Origin of the sequence: Bradyrhizobium sp. 190 (genome assembly GCF_023073415.1) — a bacterium.
GTDB lineage: Bacteria > Pseudomonadota > Alphaproteobacteria > Rhizobiales > Xanthobacteraceae > Bradyrhizobium.
On record NZ_JADPJL010000062.1, the window covers coordinates 44,138 to 61,189 of the forward strand.

At 63.5% G+C, this 17,052-nt stretch carries 13 protein-coding genes and 1 pseudogene; 6 read left to right on the forward strand and 8 right to left on the reverse strand.

Annotated elements, in window-relative coordinates; translation table 11 throughout:
* Positions 1 to 57: 57 nt before the first annotated feature.
* Together IVB22_RS29455 and IVB22_RS29460 are read left to right on the forward strand one after the other, a co-directional pair.
* Positions 58 to 945, forward strand: a complete 888-nt coding sequence (locus IVB22_RS29455) for an alpha/beta hydrolase (protein WP_247520672.1) — start codon at positions 58 to 60, stop codon at positions 943 to 945.
* A 155-nt stretch (positions 946 to 1,100) separates the two neighbouring features.
* Positions 1,101 to 1,607 (forward strand): hypothetical protein, encoded by a 507-nt coding sequence (locus tag IVB22_RS29460; protein ID WP_247520673.1) that lies wholly within the window; start codon positions 1,101 to 1,103, stop codon positions 1,605 to 1,607.
* Positions 1,608 to 1,980: 373 nt separating this feature from the next.
* On the opposite strand, the gene IVB22_RS29465 is transcribed toward IVB22_RS29460, so the two are convergent.
* The 3 genes from IVB22_RS29465 to IVB22_RS29475 all read right to left on the reverse strand — a co-directional run bounded on the left by IVB22_RS29465 (position 1,981) and on the right by IVB22_RS29475 (position 10,214).
* Complete coding sequence (locus IVB22_RS29465) at positions 1,981 to 3,681, reverse strand: ShlB/FhaC/HecB family hemolysin secretion/activation protein (protein ID WP_247520674.1); 1,701 nt, start codon at positions 3,679 to 3,681, stop codon at positions 1,981 to 1,983.
* Positions 3,682 to 4,044: 363 nt separating this feature from the next.
* Entirely contained in the window at positions 4,045 to 9,714 is a 5,670-nt protein-coding gene (locus IVB22_RS29470) for an MBG domain-containing protein (RefSeq protein WP_247520675.1), read from the reverse strand.
* Positions 9,715 to 10,061: 347 nt separating this feature from the next.
* On the reverse strand, positions 10,062 to 10,214 hold the full coding sequence (locus IVB22_RS29475; protein ID WP_247520676.1) for a hypothetical protein: 153 nt from the start codon (positions 10,212 to 10,214) through the stop codon (positions 10,062 to 10,064).
* An 896-nt stretch (positions 10,215 to 11,110) separates the two neighbouring features.
* Between IVB22_RS29475 and IVB22_RS29480 the strand changes: the two genes are divergently transcribed.
* Positions 11,111 to 11,338 carry a hypothetical protein gene (locus IVB22_RS29480; protein ID WP_247520677.1) on the forward strand — a complete coding sequence of 76 codons (228 nt, stop codon included), beginning with the start codon at positions 11,111 to 11,113 and terminating at the stop codon, positions 11,336 to 11,338.
* Positions 11,335 to 11,502 carry a hypothetical protein gene (locus IVB22_RS29485; RefSeq protein WP_247520678.1) on the forward strand — a complete coding sequence of 56 codons (168 nt, stop codon included), beginning with the start codon at positions 11,335 to 11,337 and terminating at the stop codon, positions 11,500 to 11,502. The genes IVB22_RS29480 and IVB22_RS29485 overlap by 4 nt, the downstream gene beginning before the upstream one ends.
* Before the next feature lie 22 nt (positions 11,503 to 11,524).
* Here the strand turns inward: IVB22_RS29485 and IVB22_RS29490 are convergent, their stop codons facing one another.
* Both IVB22_RS29490 and IVB22_RS29495 read right to left on the reverse strand, forming a co-directional pair.
* Complete coding sequence (locus IVB22_RS29490; protein WP_247520679.1) at positions 11,525 to 12,055, reverse strand: gamma carbonic anhydrase family protein; 531 nt, start codon at positions 12,053 to 12,055, stop codon at positions 11,525 to 11,527.
* A 73-nt stretch (positions 12,056 to 12,128) separates the two neighbouring features.
* The gene (locus IVB22_RS29495) at positions 12,129 to 12,458 is read right to left on the reverse strand and encodes a hypothetical protein (RefSeq protein ID WP_247520680.1); all 330 of its coding nucleotides are present in this window, start codon (positions 12,456 to 12,458) and stop codon (positions 12,129 to 12,131) included.
* 296 nt (positions 12,459 to 12,754) lie between these two features.
* Here IVB22_RS29495 and IVB22_RS29500 point away from each other — a divergent pair, with 296 nt between their 5' ends.
* Positions 12,755 to 13,393 carry a hypothetical protein gene (locus IVB22_RS29500; protein ID WP_374207744.1) on the forward strand — a complete coding sequence of 213 codons (639 nt, stop codon included), beginning with the start codon at positions 12,755 to 12,757 and terminating at the stop codon, positions 13,391 to 13,393.
* A 135-nt stretch (positions 13,394 to 13,528) separates the two neighbouring features.
* On the opposite strand, the gene IVB22_RS29505 is transcribed toward IVB22_RS29500, so the two are convergent.
* On the reverse strand, positions 13,529 to 13,747 hold the full coding sequence (locus IVB22_RS29505) for a DUF3126 family protein (RefSeq protein WP_025590201.1): 219 nt from the start codon (positions 13,745 to 13,747) through the stop codon (positions 13,529 to 13,531).
* Between the two features lie 107 nt (positions 13,748 to 13,854).
* The gene (gene cysE / locus IVB22_RS29510) at positions 13,855 to 14,682 is read right to left on the reverse strand and encodes a serine O-acetyltransferase (protein WP_247520682.1); all 828 of its coding nucleotides are present in this window, start codon (positions 14,680 to 14,682) and stop codon (positions 13,855 to 13,857) included.
* A gap of 207 nt (positions 14,683 to 14,889) precedes the next feature.
* Here cysE and IVB22_RS29515 point away from each other — a divergent pair.
* A pseudogene (locus IVB22_RS29515) lies at positions 14,890 to 16,254 on the forward strand (hypothetical protein); the annotation flags it as partial.
* Between the two features lie 3 nt (positions 16,255 to 16,257).
* Here IVB22_RS29515 and IVB22_RS29520 read toward each other — a convergent pair.
* The gene (locus IVB22_RS29520; protein WP_308200477.1) at positions 16,258 to 17,010 is read right to left on the reverse strand and encodes an alpha/beta hydrolase; all 753 of its coding nucleotides are present in this window, start codon (positions 17,008 to 17,010) and stop codon (positions 16,258 to 16,260) included.
* Positions 17,011 to 17,052: the final 42 nt, after the last annotated feature.

Sequence of the window (17,052 nt, forward strand, 5' to 3'; positions counted from 1 at the left end):
TTTTTGCGCTGCCCGACCGATATGCGATGATGGCCTCCCGCAGCGGGAGAACGCACCTTGGCGCACAGCGAGATCGACGCCATCCGCACATTGCTGGGCTCGAAGCCGCGGCCGGTCGGCTGGTCGGAACGACGTGAACGTCTCGACGAGGTCGGATCGACCTGGCCGGTGGCGCCAGATGTGAAATACGAGGCGGTCGATTGCGATGGCGTCGCCGGTGAGTGGTCGATCGTTCCCGGCAGCGAGCCTTCGCAGGTGCTGCTGTATTTCCACGGCGGCGGCTATTGCTCCGGCTCGATTGTCAGTCACCGCCGGTTGGTGACGGAGGCCGGGCGCGCGGCACGCATGCGCACGCTTGCGATCGACTATCGGCTTGCCCCTGAACATCCCTACCCCGCCGCCCATGAAGACGCGCTCACGGCATGGCGCTTTCTGCGCCGGCAAGGCATTGCAGCGACTGATATCGCGGTTGGCGGCGACAGCGCCGGCGGCAACCTGACGCTCGGACTGATCAGCCGTTTGCGCGCGGCGGGAGAGCCGCTGCCCGGCTGCGCCTGGCTGGTCTCGCCGTGGACCGATCTCACCATGTCCGGCGAGACCCTTGCGACCAAGGACGCCGTCGATCCGCTGATTCACAAAGCCTATCTCGCTGAACTAGCGGATGCCTATGCGCCGCCATCCATCGATCGCCGCGATCCGCTGATCTCGCCCCTGTTTGCCGATCTCACGGGCTTTCCGCCGGTCCTGATTCAGGTCGGATCGGCCGAGACATTGCTCGCGGACGCGACGAGGCTTGCCGAGGCCGCGGGGGTGGCCGATGTCGATGTGACGCTGCAAATCTGGCCGCACATGATCCATGCATGGCCGGTCTGGAATGCGAATCTCGAAGACGGCCGCCGCGCGTTGGCCTCCGCCGGTCAATTCATCCGGGCGCAGATCCGGTAGCCCCAGAGCCTTCCGGGGCCGTTCCTGCAGCTCAAACCCCGGTCGCCTAAGGGTTTTGCCCGGAGTCCCAAGCTCGCCCGGCAAATCCCGGGTTTTAGCGCCGTCCGGCCTGTGCTATTTTGGAACTTTAGAATCACGTCCGGATTTAGAGTCGCATGATCGAACTCGCGCCCCGGAGTGCCAGCCCCATCGCGCGTTTCGGCGGACAGCCGATTGCGATCGCCGCTGCGGCCCTCGTCATTGTTGTGATTGGCGTAACCTCTATCACGCTCTGGCGTGCCTATACCGGCAGCGCCCCAGAGACCGAACGCGCGGTCGCGACCCGGCAGTTGCAGGCGCGCGCCGCGCAGGCGTCCGAACAACTGGTCGAGAAGACCAAGGGTCTGGAAGCGACGCAGCAGGAATCGATCGATCAGTTGCAGGTGGTGCAGGATCAGCTGCAGTCCGTACGCCGCCTGCTCGCCGCGCAGCAGGCCGACACCAAGAAGCTTTCTGAGCAGGTCGGAACGCTGACCGAAGCGATCGACGGCTTGCGGCAATCCTTTGCCAGCGCGCAAGCCTCCGAATCCTCCGCGGCTCCCGCGCCGCGCAAGCGGGCAGCCAAGGCAAAGCCCCGCGCGAGCCGTAGCGTGAACCGCAGCCGCGCCAAGGCGCGCGGCTGATCGGTCTCGATGGCGTTTGACGATGAAGTTCTGCGGAGTGCGGCCACCGAAATCACACGTTGATCAGTGCCTTGCCTGCCAGCCGCCTCACAAGCACCGCCATTGCAAGTATCTTGGGTGGCGGCCCGATCGGGCTATGGCACCACGCGGCCGGGCGGCGGGATATTTTCCACCGTTACGGCACGCCTTGCCGCAACTTTTTTCCACCTTTGTGAACTGGTTCACATATGCCCGCAAGAATCCCGGGCATCCTGAAATTCACCGGATGGCGTGAGCCGATTTCAATATCCGGGGCTGGCAAGGTCGTTGACGGTATACTGCGTCGACGGCCTTGTTTTTTTGACCCCCGCAACCGCCGCGGCGTGCAAAAACCTCAGTAGCTTACCGACGCCTGCAACGATACGCGCCAGGATCCGGCCGGGGTATGCAGCCCGTCGGTCATTGCTCGGGCCGCCAGCAGCTTGGAATTGAAGTTCGACCCGGCCGCCAAGTCTAGTCCGGCTCCAACCGACGACAGCGTGGAGTCGCGCCGGGAAAACAGATCCCGCCCCCACCCGACGTCGGCCAGCAGGAACGGCGCCAGCGTGCCCGGCATCCACGAAGGCATGCTGGGCATCGAGACGTAGAGCGAGTTGCGCAGGATCACGGCCTGATCGACCGCACCGTCTTCGGTCACATAACCGCGCACGGCGTGTATCCCACCGAGCCCGATGCGTTCGGTGTCCGGAAGCGGCTTGGAGGATGCCAGCACGGATGCTTCCGATTTCAGCGACAGGCTCTTCGGCAGCGGCGTCACGCGGCCATACTCGAGGGTGACGAGATTGGTCTGCACGTCGGTGACGCGTCCATTGGTGAAGGCATTCCAGGCGCTCGCATTGTTGCCGGACAAGATGCCGCCGGGATTGGACTTGAGACGGATGTCGAGGGTGTTGGCGCCCAAATTGTCCGACCAGCGCCCGTTCCATCCGACCACCAATTGGGCAACATCGGCGCTGCCCTCCGCGACGGGCGTACCATCGAAGATGGTCGTGCGCAGCTGGTGCTTGAGTTCGACGCCGCCAAGGAGATCGCCGGCCGCCGGGGGCAGCAGACCGGACAGCGCGGTTCGAACGATCGCCGATGCCTGGCTGGTTTGAGTCTTGATCCGGAACAGATTGTTGGGCCGCTCATTGGTCAGCACATGATCGCCTACGACTTCGAGACTCGTGCGCAATCCGAGCGGCGTGAGCAATCGCCCCGCCTGACTGACATATTTCGCGTCGTCGGGCCGGCTGAACAGCCCGTCGTCCATCCAGAAATTCCCGCTGCCGGTGAGCTGATAGGACGCGACGATATCGGCGGACGGCGCCCCGCTGGCGCCGACATAATAGCGATTACGGTCGGTCAGGAGTGTGCCACTGTTGGTATAGCCGGCGTACACCTGCCACGGCTTGCGGTCCGTCACCTGGATGTTGACGTCGGTCAGGCCGAGATCCTTGCCGGGACCGAATACCGCTTCGACCTGCCGAAACGGATTGCGGTTGGCCCAGTCGAGATCGGTCTCGAGTTTACGGGCATCGATTTCCTGTCCGGGGACGAGGCGGATGCGGCTTTGCGGGTAGCTCTCGGCTGCGGCTCCCGTGACCTTGATGCCGTCGACCTTGAAGACGATCACACGCAACTGGAGCACGCCGGACGATACTTCCTGCGGCGGCAGCGTGACCGACACGAATGGACGCCCGGCGTCGCGGTAAGCCGCGGCCACCGCCGTCTGCACTTCGGCAATCAGCTTGCGGCTGAGCGGCCGATCGACAAATGGCGTGAGTTGCTCGCGAAGCGCGGCGGCGTCGATTCCGCTGACCTCGCTCACATCGACGCCCTTCGCGCCGCCGACCTGTTTCGCGCCGGCGTTTGCTCCAATCAGGACGATGGCTTGAACGTTCACGCCGAGCGGCGTTGCATCATCGCTCTTCAGCAGATCGTTGGTATCGAGCTTGATCGCCGACGCGCGGCGCGGCGGCTCCGGCGGCAGATTGCGCTCCACCACTTGCGCCTGCGCGATGCCATCGGGCGCGACCGCAACAGTGCAGGTCATGATCAGCGCGCAACAGGTGCCGATTCCGCTTCCATGACGCGCGGATGTTCGCCCCCTTAGTGTCATGCGCGATCCGAAATGTCCTGAAAGCGCTAGCATCATGACGTCCGCAGCCTGCGAAGGCTTCGGGGTATCGACGTGTGAGTCCGCATGAGCTGCACGTTCCGACGCTCTGTCGCACACGGCGAACAATGAATAAGTCAACCAATATGGTTTATGGATTAAGAACGGCTTAAGGTTGAATTCCTTGTGTGACATAACTGCAGCGCGAACGGTTGAAACAGATCCATTCAAACCAACTTACGCGTGCATCAACACATCGAAATGTGTGTGGCCGCTCGCCGTGGCCTCACCCAATCGACATCAATTGTCGGCAAAGGCTGGCAGCCGATCGCGACTGATCATCGTGTCGACGAATCTGGCGCGTTCGCCAATCCGCCGATTGCGCGGATGAGGAAGCTCGAGGCATTGCCTGGATTTGCAGATGATTGCGGCAGACGGTTGCTCGATGCTCACGGGCTCGCGCATCTGCGCGGGCGGCTGCGGCGCGGGCAAAGCCACCCGCGACTTCACGTAAGCTGCGAGTTCTGCGGCCGGTACGCGAGGGGTTGCCGCTGGCGTAACGGTGAGGTTCGCTCCAACAAAGGCGAAGGCGTAATTCGATGAGGCCGCCAGTGTCCCCTGCGTGATGCCGTAGACGCCGGCATCGCTGGAAGTCGTCGCCGACGTCGCCAGCGCACCCGACAGTGTGTCGCCATTGACGAGGCCGGAGCCGCCGACCTGATAGGTCAGCGCAGGATTGGCTTCGCCATAGGCGCGGCTCTTCGCATCGGCCGTCACGGTGATCGCCCGCTGGGTGACGGTGAGATTGGCGCTCGCATAGTTCAGCGCGTAGTTGGTCGAGGCTGCGAGGCTTCCTTGCGTAATGCCGTAGATCCCGACATTGCTGGCTGCGGTCGCCGACGTCGCGAGCGCGCCCGACAACGTATCGCCATTGACGAGGCCCGAGCCCCCGACCTGATAGGTCAGTGCAGGATTTACATCGCCATAGGCCCGGCTCTTCGCATCGGCCGTCACCGTGATCGCCCGCTGGGTGACGGTGAGGTTGTTACTCGTATAGTTCAGCGCGTAATTGCCCGAGGCTGCCAGTGTGCCCTGCCCGATTCCGTAGGTGCCGACGTTGCTGGCTGTTGTCGCCGATGTCGCCAACGCGCCCGACAATGTATCGCCATTGACCAAGCCCGAGCCGCCGACCTGATAGGTCAGCGTTGGATTGACATCGCCATAGGCACGGCTCTTCGCATCGGCCGTGACGGTGATCGCCCGCTGGGTGACGGTGAGGTTGTTACTCGTATAGTTCAGCGCGTAGTTGCCCGAGGCCGCCAAGCTACCCTGCGTGATCCCGTAACTGCCAACATTGCTCGAAGTTGTCGCCGATGTCGCCAGCGCGCCCGACAGCATGTCGCCGTTCACTAGCCCGGAGCCGCCGACCTGATAGGTCAGCGCCGGATTAACGTCGCCATAGGCCCGGCTCTTCGCATCGGCCGTCACCGTGATCGCGCGCTGGGTGACCGTGAGGTTGTTGCTCGTATAATTCAGCGCGTAATTGCCCGAGACCGTGAGCGTGCCCTGCCCGATCCCGTAGGTGCCGACGTTGCTGGCTGTCGTCGCCGATGTCACCAGCGCGCCCGACAGGCTGTCACCGTTGACAAGGCCCGCACCGCTAACCTGATAGGTCAGCGCAGGATTGGTGTCGCCATAGGCGCGGCTCTTGGCATCGGCCGTCACCGTGATCGCACGCTGGGTGACGGTGAGGTTGGCGCCAGTAAACGAGGATATCGCATAGTTCGACGAGGCCAGCGTGCCCTGCGTGATGCCGTAGACGCCGACATTGCTGGCGGTCGTCGCCGATGTTGCCAACGCGCCCGACAGCGTATCGCCGTTGACGAGGCCCGCACCACCGACCTGGTAGGTCAGCGCCGGATTGGCATCGCCGTAGGCGCGGTTCTTGGCGTCGGCCGTCACCGTGATCGACCGCGGCGTAACGGTCAGGTTGGCGCTCGTATAGTTCAGCGCGTAGTTGCCGGAGGCCGTGAGTGTGCCCTGACCGATCCCGTAGGTACCGACGTTGCTGGCTGTCGTCGCCGACGTCGCCAGCGCGCCTGACAACGTATCGCCGTTGACCAGGCCGGAGCCGCCGACCTGCCAGGTCAGCGCCGGATTGGCATCGCCGTAGGCGCGGCTCTTCGCATCGGCCGTCACCGTGATCGAGCGTGGCGTCACCGTCAGCGCTGCGGGCGCTTGGATCAGGCGATAGGCCTGCCCGCCGATGCTGGTGACGCTGCCGCCCGCTGTGATCGCGTAGCTTCCTACATTGGACGTCATTGTCGCCGCCGTCGACAGCGAGAGGCCAGCGAGAATGGCTGATGTGTCGCCCGTGTGCAGGCCGTAGGACGTATAAGTGAGAGCCGGGTTGGCGTCGCCATAGGCCCGCGACGCATTGGCGGGATCGATGCGCAGGACATAGTTGACGCCGTAGAGCTGCGGATAATAGCCGGCGCTCGGCGCCGACCAGACGTTGGCGAAGTCCCAGCCGGCGTAGGTCGAGGCGAAGTTCGCGGGGTCCTGCATCTGGCTGGTGGTCAGGCCTATCGCGCCGGTTGTGGGTCCGCTGCCGACGCCGATCGCGCGGCCGGACGTCACGGTGTCCCAATAGGATTGTGCGATCGTCGCACTATTGTTGCTCGTGCCGACCAGCCCACCCACCGCGCTCGCGCCGCTCACGGCGCCGGCTGCGTAGGCTTGCGCGATGCTGCCGAAGTTGGTGTGGTAACCGACCAGGCCGCCGACATCGCTGGTACCGCTCACCGCGCCGGTCGCATAAGACAGCTGGACGTTGCCGCTGTTGCCGCCGACCAGCCCGCCGACCCTGGTGCCGCCGCTGCTGACCGCCCCTGTCGCATAGGACTGCTGGATAAGGCCGCTGTTCGAGCCGACCAACCCGCCGGCAGAGTGGCCGGCGCCGCTCTCGGTGACCGTCACCGCCGCGTAGGACTGCATGATGCTGCCCGTGTTGCTGGCGACTAGACCGCCGACGACATCGCTGCTGGCGGTAACAGCTCCGGTGGCATAAGCGCGCGTGATCGTGCCCGCCTCGTTGTAACCGACCAGCGTGCCGGTGTTTATCGAGCCGCTCACATTGACGCCGACGAGGCCGATATCGCTGATCGTTGCGCTCGACCCAATATAGCCGAACAATCCGACGTTGGCGGCGCTCGGCCGATTGATCGTGAGATTCGCGATCGTGCGGCCTTGGCCGTTGAACGCTCCGGTGAATTGCGTGGCGGTGCTGCCGATCGGGACGAAGCCCGCCGGTGACCACATGCCAGGATATTTACCGCTGACGGCCGCCAGGCTGGAGCTGAGGTCGATATTGCCCGCCAGCGTGTAGCTCGCGCCGAGATTCATCGCCATCAGCTGCAACTGGTGCGCGTTGGTGATGGTGGTTTGGTATTCCCAGCGGCCGAACGGACGGGTCTGGCCGTCGATCATGAACCAGCCAGCCGTGCTTGCTCCCGGAAAGCTGAAGCTGCCGTAGGCGCTCTGCTTGAAGGCGTAATTGGCCGCGGCTGATAGCGCCGGGTCGCTGGTCACGGCCGTCACGCCGCCCGAGCCGCCGGAGCCGACGCCCAACGTCTGCCCGCTGGTGTAGCTGTCCCAGTAGGACGCCGTGACTGAGCTGGCGTTGAGGCCGACGAGGCCGCCGATGGAGGTTGGGCCGGTGCCGGTACCGATCACAGCGCCCGTCGCATAGATCTGCGATAGCAAGCCGGGGCCACTAGCGCAGCCGGAAGAGCTACAATTATTCAACCCGACGGCACCGCCAACATACAGCGGTCCGCGCACCGTGCTGCTCGAGTAACCATTCGACACAGTATTAAAATTGTAGCCGACGAGACCGCCGGCGCCGGCTTCTGTGGCGGTGATCGATCCGCTCGAGTAGACATTCGTGACCGTCCCGTAGTTCGAGCCAACGACTGCGCCAACAGCGGTCCGGCCGGTGACGGTCGCACCGATGACGCCGAGATTGCTCACCGAGGCACTGGTGCCGAGATAGGCGATCAATCCAACGTTTTGGGTTATCCGATTGATGAAGAGGCCGGAGATCGTGTGGCCCAGGCCGTCGAGGTTTCCGTTGAAGCTGACCCCGGCGCCGATCGACTCGAAGCCTGCGCCGCTGTTCCAGCCGGACGTGATGCTCGCATCGATGTCGCGGCCGAGCGCATAGGTGCCGGTCAGGCTGTTCTTCATGTTCTGGAGGTCGAAGACATTGTTGACCAGCATGTGCGTCTTGAGCGTTGCACCTCCGGTGACGTTGCCGCTGAAGCTCGTCTGCGTCGGCGCCGTGTATTTGGTGGTGTTGACGGTCGAACTGCTGCCGGTCGGGTTGTAGAAAATCGACACCATTCCCGCCGTCGATATCTGGCCACCGCCGAACGTCACGGTACCGGTGCCCGTGCCGGCGTTGTCGGCGGCCAGCACGACACCGCCGCCGCCGGTGCTGGCGATGTTGGCGTTGACCGCGATGTTGCGATAGGCGCTGAGCGTCAGCGTCGCGTTGGTCGACCAGCTGATGCCGCTTGCCACCGTGATGTCGCCGGTGCCGCCGCTGCCGGACGCACTCGTCAACTGGGTAACGTTGCTGCCCCCGTTCAGCGCGGTCGCGATGGTGCCGGCGAGCGTCGCATCGATCGTCAGATCCACGGGATCGAGCAGCCATGCACCGCCCCTGCCGGCATTGATGCTGCCGCCGGCGAAGTTGAACACATGCCCCGACGTCTCGATGAAGCCGCCGCGCAGACCCTGGGTGCTGATGGCGCCGGCAAACGACGTCGTGCCATCAGACCACACCACCACATTGCCGCCGGCGCCTGACGTGCCGTCGGCCGTGATCGTCGCACCTGCCTCGATCGTCGTGGTCTGCGCGTTGGCGATGGTTTGCGGCAGAAACTTCAGCGTGGCGTCCGATCCGCCGAGCCGATCGCCGCCGATCAGCACGGTGCCGCCCGATGTCCCGCTGGCGTCGATCGTAGCGCCCGAAGTCAGGATGACATCCGTGCCCGTCACCACGACGGTGCCGCCGCTGCCCTTCGCCTCGATCGTGCCGCCGACCACGACCTTGTCGCCGCTGACGATGACGTCTCCGCCGGTGAACGGGCCGCGCTGGCTGGCGATCCCCGCGCGTGCCACGTTTGCTTGCACGCGCCGCGCCACGACTTTCTGCGTCACGTTGACCGAACCACCCTCGGCCGTGAGAAAAATTCGTCCGCCCTTGCTGGCGACGCCTGTTGCCGTAATGGTCCGCCCGGTGTTGCCGGCAAGCGCATAAATGTTGCCGCCATTGGCGCGCAGCTCTACTTCGGCGGCGCGGATTGCGCCGCTGTTGCGGATCTCGCCATCCTGCGCCGGACGCCGCACCAGCACCTTGCCATTGCCGAGCGAGCCGTCGCTCAGCACCACCTCGCTGCCGGAGGCCATCGCGGCGGTGCCGTTGCGCGCCGTCAGCGAGCCGTCGTTACGAAGCTGCCGTGCGATCAGGACGACGTCGCCCTTCGACGAACCGATTTTGCCGAGGTTGACAACGGAGGCGTTGCTGTTGCCGCTGAAGGTCAGTGCGCCTCCCGCCCGGAAATCCGTATCCCGGACATCCAGCGTCGAGGCGACAAAACTGCCGCCGGTCTTGACGATCCCGCTCGGTCCGACGACGATTCCCGACGGATTGACGAGATAGACCGACCCGGTCGCCGACAGGACGCCATTGATCGACGACGGCACATTGCCGGTCACGCGGTTGAGCGTCGCGCCGCTGCCGTTATTGAACTGGACCTGATTGCCTTGCCCGATTGAAAAGCTCGACCAGTTGACGATGCCGGTGCGGCTCGATTGGGTGACCGTGAGACTGGTCGGCGAAGTCGAACTGATCGAAACGTTTCCGCTTGCTACCGTTCCGCCGGTCGGCAGCGATTGCGCCATCGCCGGCTGCGCGCAACACAAGCCCCACAACAGCACGATCAAGCTGACGGAAGTTCGAAACTCTCGTGTGCACGATTTGAGGGCCGACGAGAGATCTGACGTGGATGAGACGATCAATCGAACCACCATCCGCGACAGGTCGCGGCACTACAAGTTTCCCGCCTCCACAAATTCTTTGCCAGACATGCGATGGTTCTATGCACGCGCGGCAAAGTTCCATGCGACCATCTAAGGATGTATCAACTAATAGTCGCAATTTTTCGGAAAATTGCGGATGATGGCCGGTGACCACACACGCCAAAGCATCGCGCGCAGCACGCGATAGCGCACGACACTGTCGAGATCGCCTATCCGACGTGACCGCTCTTGCGGTATGGCTTGGGCATCCGATGCGGCTTGGACGTCCTCTGTTCGATTTCCCAGAACATCCAGACGAAGGCCGCACCGAGACAAATCACGATCACCAGAAACAGTAACGTCAATGCCGGGGCTGTGAGCATGTTCAACATCCCTGATCAGATGCAAACGGCGCATCAGCGAACGGAATCAAAACCACGGCCTCGGTGATGAAAACACCATGGTCGCGTTATTCATGCCGCTGTGATCTCGCCCTCGAAGTGCTCGGCGCTTTCGGCGTCGGATCCTCGCAGATCCCGGGGTAAGTCTAGAACGAGTTCTCGGAGTTGACTTGGCCTATTTTTGCTCCCGTCGTGCGACCGGACGTCCCAGGTCAGCCGCATACCTGAACGGGCCGGATGCGCCAGCCGTATCGAGTAGGAGGTGGCCGGGCAACTTTGCTCACTTCCGTGGAAGCGGAGCTGGCCGGGAATCGATATCAGCAGCCGCGGCAAATGCTCTTGATCTTGCGATCGACCGCTTTGTTCTCTTCGGTGATCTCGGCGTCGCCGCTTGTCTGCGCCGATCTTCCCGAGCCCGTCGTGACACCGCTACCGGTATTGACACCGCCGCCTGACGACTGTGCGGTGCCGGCGGTGTTGGTCCCAGGCGCAGGTGGAGACGCGCGCCTGGACGCGTTCGCCGCGCCGCTTGGATCTTCGCCGGCATTGTTAAGTCCTCCGGGAGCGGCGGGCCCGGGAGGAACGCCGCTGATGCCTTGCGAACCGGCACCGGCAGAGCCTGCGCTCGGCGAGCCGGCGGCGCTACCGCTGCTGCTGCCGGCAGACGATCCGCCCGCGGATCCGCCTGCGCTCTGAGCAAACGAAGCGACCGGGGATATCAGGATTGTGATTGCCGCAACTGCGGCGGCTGCAGATACCAGCTTCATCGGAAATCTCCTTTTCGGAGCAACGACGGCACCCGCGCCCTGGTTCCTGCCGGAACGATTCCCCCGCCAGAACATTCATTCACAACCGCTCGACGCCCGGAGTGGTCACGCTTGCGCAAATTGATCGCCTTCGATGACGATACGCTCGACAAGCTCACCCAGCTTGCACGCGACAGGATGGGGACGTTTCAGGAACTGGCCGATGAAGCCTTTGCAGACCTGCTCAAGAAGCACGGCATTCCCATCGATCTAAAGGATGCGCTGCGAAAAAGTGCGGGGATTTCGAAGGCCGCGACGCCGAAGAAGACAAGATCGAAAGCCGGAAAGACGCCACCATGAATTCCGACCCAGACCCTTTCGAGCAAGGCCAGCGCGCCGCACGCCAGAACATTCCGGCAGAAGCCAATCCGTATCAGGATGGCAGCGAGCAACATGCGCTGTGGGCCGCCGGCCATGAAAAGGTCGCCGGCGCCCGCGAGGCGAACGAGAGCGAAGGCAGCTGAGGCGGAAAGCAGGCTTCCGGCTTCAGCCGATCTTCTTCAGTCCATTTTTGAATCTAGGCCCGTTCCGTACGTAGGACTTCGCGGCACGCCTCATCGCCGTCGACTGCTCCGGCGTCAACGTCCGGATCACGCGCGCGGGCGAGCCGATGATCAGGGAATATTCGGGGTACTCCTTGCCTTCGGTAATGATCGAGCCTGCGCCGACGACGCTACCGCGGCGTATCCGCGCGCCATTCATGACGATCGAGCCCATTCCGACGAGCGCGTCGTCTTCAAGCGTGCAACCGTGCAGGATAACGTTGTGGCCGACGGTGCAGTTGCTGCCGATCGTGAGCGGAAAGCCCGGGTCGGTGTGGCAGGTGGAATTGTCCTGCACGTTGGAGCCTTCGCCGATCTCGATCCACTCATTGTCGCCGCGCAGCACCGCGCCGAACCACACGCTGGCCGAATTCAGAAGGCGCACCTTGCCGATCACGACGGCGGTATCTGCGATGAAATAGTTTCCGTCTCCGGGGAATTCAGGCCCCTGTCCGTCGAGTTCGTAGATCGCCATAGCAAAAAGGTCTCCGTTGGCGGAGACCTTGGCACGACCGCTGGCGCGGGATCAAGCGAGCAGGACGCTAGCCTCAGGCCAGCACGCCGGTGGCGCGCAGCGTCATCAGGAAGAACGTGCCGGACATCAGGCTCCAGAAGCCTGAAAGCACGGTCGCCATCATCACGAATTCGAAGCGGCGGCGCTCGATCTGCGCGCCGCGCAGCGTGTTGCGCATGATGATGAAGGGTGCGGCGAAAACCAGAAACGGCACGGCCGCAAACGTCTTCGGCGCCACGCCTTCCCCAAGCAGCCCGAACCCCGCCGGCCGCGCCGCCATCGCCTGATAGCCGCTGGCGAGCGCGCCCGCGAATGCAAAGCCGATGAAAAGGGCGAACAGGGAATTCAACGCTTCGGGCGACATGGTAACTTCCCCTACTCGACAACCGTGCGCCCTGCTTTCGCAAAATTGGGCGGCGGCCGCCACAGCATCCTTAAGGAAAGGTTAACAACGCACCCCCCGGGACCTCGTTTGCGCATGGCTGGCGAGGTCGGAAACCCTGCGAAATCATGAGGAAATCACGCGCCCCATGGCATATTCTCGAAGATGATTCGCCTGGCTCTTCCTCGACCGATGCTTCGTTCATGACCCTGCTTTCGACGGCCCAGCACCTCGCCCGCGACACCCGCAGGGACCCGCGCTCGCACATGATCCTGATCATGGTCGCGGTAATCATCACCGCGGGCGCCGTTGCGCTGGTCGCCTATTTGCTGTGGCCGACCTGGGTGGCGCGCCCTGCCAGCGCCCCCGATCGGTTGCCGGTCAGCGTCGGCGCCACGCTTTTCAACGTGCCGACGGCGGCGATCCGCCGCAAGATCCAGCGCCACTCCGGGCCGCAGGAGCGGGTCGATCTCAGTTTCGTCTTCCCGTCGCTGGAACCACCGGATGCGCCGAAGCACGTCAGTGCCGATACGATCGAGGAGAAGGTACAGCCGATCGATCGGATCTTCGTATCGATATCAGCCCATCACGACTCGCTGGCGCCCGACATGCGGGTGCGCACCATCTATCCGCGTTACCTCGAGCAGGCTTCAACGCTGGTGGAAGACGGATTGACGATGCGTACGTTTCGCGACGGCTCGCCCTACGCCAACGAGGACCTGTTCTTCGCCGCTACGCCGAGCCTCAACGCGCGCTGTTTGCGCGACAGTCAGACGCCCGGCATGTGCCTAAGCGAGCGCCGCGTCGATGGCGCCGACCTGACGTTCCGCTTTCCGCGGAGCTGGCTGTCGCAATGGCGTGACGTTGCGAATGCGATGGATCGCCTGACAGCGCAGATGCGAGGGCCGAAGGGTTAGCCACGGACTCGTAGGGTGGGCAAAGAAGCGTTAGCGACGTGCCCACCATCTATCACCGATCGCGCTTCGAAATGGTGGGCACGCTTCGCTTTGCCCACCCTACGGCGCTACGGCGTTGTGGCGCGAGTGCGCATCTCAGCCGACATCGGCCAGATCTTCCTCGAGGATCGCCATCTGAAACTGGAACGAGCGATCGTCGTCCTCGTCGTCGACGAACAGCACGCCGATGAACTCTTCGCCGATATAGACCTCAGCGGAGTCGTCCTTCTTCGGCCGCGGCACGACGCGGATCTTGGGATTGCCGAATACGCGCTTGAGATAGGCGTCGAGCTTCCTGACTTCCTGAACGTCCACGGCGGTCTCCAATCGGATTCTTTGAATTTCCGGGAGGTTTTTAGGACGAGACGGCGCAGACTACCAGCCGTAACTTCACAAATACGGCTGCCAGAAAGTGTGGAAAATCAAAGCCCGATCGCGCCGAGCATCTGATCCATGGTGCGCGATGGCTCCGCACAGCCGGCCTCGCCGACGATCTTGGCGGGAACGCCGGCCACCGTGACATTGTGAGGCACCGGCTTGACCACCACCGAGCCTGCGGCGATGCGTGCGCAATGGCCGATCTCGATATTGCCGAGAATCTTTGCGCCGGCCCCGATCAGCACGCCGCGGCGAATTTTGGGATGACGGTCCTCGTTCTCCTTACCGGTGCCGCCCAGCGTGACACCGTGCAGGATCGAAACGTCGTCGTCGATCACGGCAGTCTCGCCGCAAACGAAGCCGGTCGCGTGATCGAGGAAAATGCCGCGGCCGATTTTGGCGGCGGGATTGATGTCGGTCTGAAACACCGCCGACGAGCGGCTCTGCAGATAGTAGGCGAAATCCTTGCGGCCCTTTTGATAGAGCCAATGCGCCAGGCGATGGGTCTGCAGCGCGTGAAAACCCTTGAAGTAGAGCAATGGATCGATGAAGCGCGAGGTTGCGGGATCGCGGTCGTAGACCGCGACCAGGTCGGCACGGAACGCATTACCGAGATCGGGTTCGTCGCGCAGCGCCTCGTCGTAGGTCTGGCGGATCAAGTCGCCTGAGAGTGCCGAATGATCGAGCCGCTCGGCGAGACGATGCACCACCGAATCTTCGAGGCGTTCGTGATGCAGCACAGTCGAATAGATGAAGGAAGCGAGCTCGGGCTCGCGGCGGACAATGTCCTCCGCCTCGCCCCGGACGCGATCCCAGATCGGATCGAGCGCGGCGAGCTTCGACCCTTGCGGATTGACCTGATGCACTGCCATGGGGGCTCTCGCAAATTCGCTTGGTTGGCCGATATGATAGCACGGCGGGCGGACGGCTGTCCCGGGCAGGCTTCGGCAAAGTAAACCGCAGCCGAATGCCATTCGGGGTCAATTCAAGGTGGTCAATCAATTCCGGAAATCAAGCCGGATAATGTCCGACTATTGGTCAATTTCGGCCGGCCTGCCATTCCCGGATGCTGGGACCCAATGGGGGAAAGTCACACCAGCACGCAGGTAGTGCAGGCGCGGACGGCTGCGGATTCGCGGTCGGCCTGGATCGCCGCTATCGCCATCCCATTGATGTTGCTGGCGCCCGCCCTGTGGAATGGCTACCCCCTGCTCCAGTGGGATACCGGCGGCTACCTGGCGCGGTGGTACGAGGGCTATTTGGTGCCGAGCCGCTCCACCACGTTCGGCCTCTATCTTCATTTCGGCGAGGATTCGAGCTTCTGGATCAACCTCGGATTCCACGCGCTGGCGACGCTGTGGATCCTGCAGTTGACGCTGCGCGTGCTAGGCCAGTCCCAGCCGTTGCGGCTCTTGGCCATGAGCCTCATCTTGGCCCTGACCACCTCGCTGCCGTGGCTCGCCAGCACTCTCTTCACCGACATTTTCGTCGGCCTGTCCGTGCTGGCGCTCTTCATCCTGGTCGCGCATGGCGAGCGGACTTCGATTCCGGAAAAATGCCTGCTGTTCGGCCTCACCGCTTTCGCCGCGGCGACGCACAGCGCGACGCTCGCGGTGCTGCTCGGACTGTGTTGTATCGGCTGGATCGCGCGTCCCTTTCTGCGTGGGCGGATTTCCGTTTCCGGACTGACGCAGGGCAGCCTCACCATCGTCGCGGGAGCAGCGCTGCTGCTGTCGACCAATTTCGCATTGTCCGGAAAATTGGCGTGGACACCCGGCGGTTACGGCGTAGCCTTCGGACGGATGCTGCAGGATGGCATCGTCGCGCAGTATCTGCGCGATCATTGTCCGAAGCAGAACTTCAAGCTCTGCCCCTATCGCGACCGGCTTCCCGCCACCGCCGACCAGTTCCTGTGGGGCAACAGCATGTTCAACACGCTGGGCCGCTTTCGAGGATTGAACGACGAGATGAGCTTTATCGTGCTGCATTCGCTGGCCGAATATCCGGCCTGGCAGGCCAAGGCGGCGCTGACGGCCACAGTGCAGCAACTGGGCCAGGCCGCTACCGGCGAAGGCATCGGTGTCTGGCTCGGCCATACCTACGGCATCGTCGAGCGCTTTCTTCCCGCACAGGTGAAGCCGATGCGCGCGGCGCAGCAGCAGCGCTGGCATTTCGATTTCACCGCAATCAACCGGATTCACGTTCCCGTCGCGCTGGCGTCGATGCTGCTGGCCGCGATCCTGTTCGGCCACGGCGTGCTGCGCCGGCCGTTCGACGATCTCACCTTGCTCGCCGGCACGGTCACGTCTGCCCTGCTCGGCAACGCGTTCATCTGCGCCGTGATATCAGGCCCGCATGATCGTTACGGCGCACGCTTGGCGTGGCTTGCGACCACGGTAGTGCTGATCGCGGCTATCAGGCGCTTCACCAGTGACGCGCGCGACCGCTCATTGCCGCCGCGACAGGAAGTCGGTGACGCCGACCTTGTAGACCTTGTCGCCGACGGCGCGCATGTGGTCGCGGTTCGGAATGTCGAGCACCTCGGCGCCCGGAATGATTTTCCCCAGCGCCGCGGCTGAGCCCGCGATCTCGTCTTTGGTGCCGACTGCGATCAGGACCGGCACGCCGATCCCGGCGGCCTCCTCCGCTGTCATCAGCCGCCGCGAACCGCGCAGGCAGGCAGCAAGCGCGCGACGGTCGGAGCGGGTCTGGTCGGCGAAGGCGCGAAACGTCCGACCGACCGGGTCGGTGACGTCTTCCAGCGATGGCGCTTCCAGCGCCATGGCCACGTTCTCGCCGGGGCCGCCGCCCTCGATCAGCCCGATCCCGATCCCGCCGAGGATCGCCGAGCGCAACCGCTGCGGCTGCTCGCGCGCCAATATCGCCGTCATTCGCGATCCCAGCGAATAGCCCATGATGTCGGCGCGCTCGATTCCCAAATGATCCAGCAGCGCGATGACGTCGCTTGCCATGATCGCAATTTCGTAATCAGCGGAATCGTAGAGCTTTTCGGAATCGCCGTGGCCGCGATTGTCGAGCGCTATCACGCGGCGGCCATCTTTCCTCAGATCGGAAACCCAGGTCGGATAGACCCAATTGACGTTCTTGCTGGAGGCAAAGCCGTGCACGAGAACGATCGGATCACCCTCGCCTTCGTCGAGATAGGCAATTTCGACAGCGCCGTTGTGAAAACTCGGCATCATCAGTTCCATTTATTGGGGGATTGGAATGAACGATCTTGC